This window comes from Nocardia mexicana NBRC 108244, assembly GCF_001613165.1.
Taxonomy (GTDB): Bacteria; Actinomycetota; Actinomycetes; order Mycobacteriales; family Mycobacteriaceae; genus Nocardia; species Nocardia mexicana.
In genome coordinates this window covers 1-1,391 of the sequence record NZ_BDBV01000174.1, presented here as the reverse complement: position 1 = coordinate 1,391, position 1,391 = coordinate 1, and the positions used below count along the sequence as shown (strand labels likewise).

1 protein-coding gene is annotated in these 1,391 nt (G+C 59.2%); it reads left to right on the top strand.

Annotated elements, in window-relative coordinates; genetic code table 11:
• The first annotated feature begins 76 nt into the window (after positions 1-76).
• Positions 77-1,348, top strand: a complete 1,272-nt coding sequence (locus NM1_RS40645) for an IS256 family transposase (RefSeq protein WP_114699911.1) — start codon at positions 77-79, stop codon at positions 1,346-1,348.
• Positions 1,349-1,391: the final 43 nt, after the last annotated feature.

Sequence of the window (1,391 nt, the reverse complement as noted above, 5' to 3'; positions counted from 1 at the left end):
GGGACTGTCTGAGATCTTGTGGGCGGGACGGTGATCGGAGAAGCTGAGGCGGCTTGTCTCAGCGGAAGGGATCATCGTGTCGGAGGAGTCGACGCCGGCGGCCGAGCAGCGGTCGGCAGCGGACGGTCTGGATGTGCGGATCGCGCAGGAGTTGGTGGACAAGGCCCGGAAAGAAGGGGTGTCGCTGGCCGGTCCGGGTGGTTTGCTGTCCCAGATCACGAAAACCGTTCTGGAAACGGCGTTGAACGCTGAAATGGACGAGCATCTCGGATATTCCAAGGGTGACGAGCCGGTCCGTAGGGACGGGAACCACCGCAACGGGCGCTCGCAGAAGACGGTGCATACCGATGTGGGTTCGGTGCGGATCGATGTGCCGCGGGACAGGAATTCGGAATTCGAACCGAGGATGGTGCCGAAGCATGCTAGGCGAGTCGAGGGTTTCGACGAGTCGATCATCTCGTTGTATGCGAAGGGGTTGACAACTGGAGAGATTCAGAAACATCTGTCGGAAATCTATGATGTAGAAGTCTCGCGAGAGCTGATTTCGAAGATCACCGATAAGGTGATCGGCGAAATGAATGAATGGCAGTCGCGGCCGCTGGAACGCGTGTATCCGGTCGTGCTGATCGATGCTATTTACGTCAAGATCCGGGACGGGCGGGTGGTGAACCGGCCGATTTACGTGGCGGTCGGTGTCACGCTGGCCGGTGAGCGGGACGTGCTGGGCCTGTGGGTCGGCACCGGTGGTGAAGGCGCCAAGCATTGGGCCGGTGTCCTGGGTGAACTGCGTAATCGTGGGGTCGCCGACGTTATGATCGTCTGCTGCGACGGTCTCAAGGGACTGCCCGAGGCGATCAACGACACCTGGCCCTTGGCCGATGTCCAACAATGTGTGGTCCACCTCGTGCGGGCCAGCCTCAAATACAGTTCACGAAAGCACTGGAGCCAGATCACCAAAGAACTGCGCACCATCTACACCGCACCCACGGAGCAGGCCGCCGCATCCCTTTTCGAAGAGTTCGCCGCCGAGTGGGAACCCAAATATCCGGCCATGATCGCCGTCTGGCGCGACAGCTGGGAGCAATTCACACCGTTCCTCCAGTTCCCGGCACCGATCCGGAAACTTGTGTACACCACGAATGCGATCGAAAGTCTGAACGCCCGATTCCGGCAGGCGACCCGCCGACGGGGACATTTCCCCAACGAGCAGGCCGCCCTCAAGGTTCTTTATCTGGTCGTCAGAAACCCGATCAAAAACCGGCCGAATATCACTGGAAAGGTCAGTGGATGGAAGGATATACTCAACACGCTCGCCCTACACTACGGTGAGCGGATAACCGGAAACTAGCAGGACAATTCACTGTTCTGCCCACAAAATTTCCGACACTCCC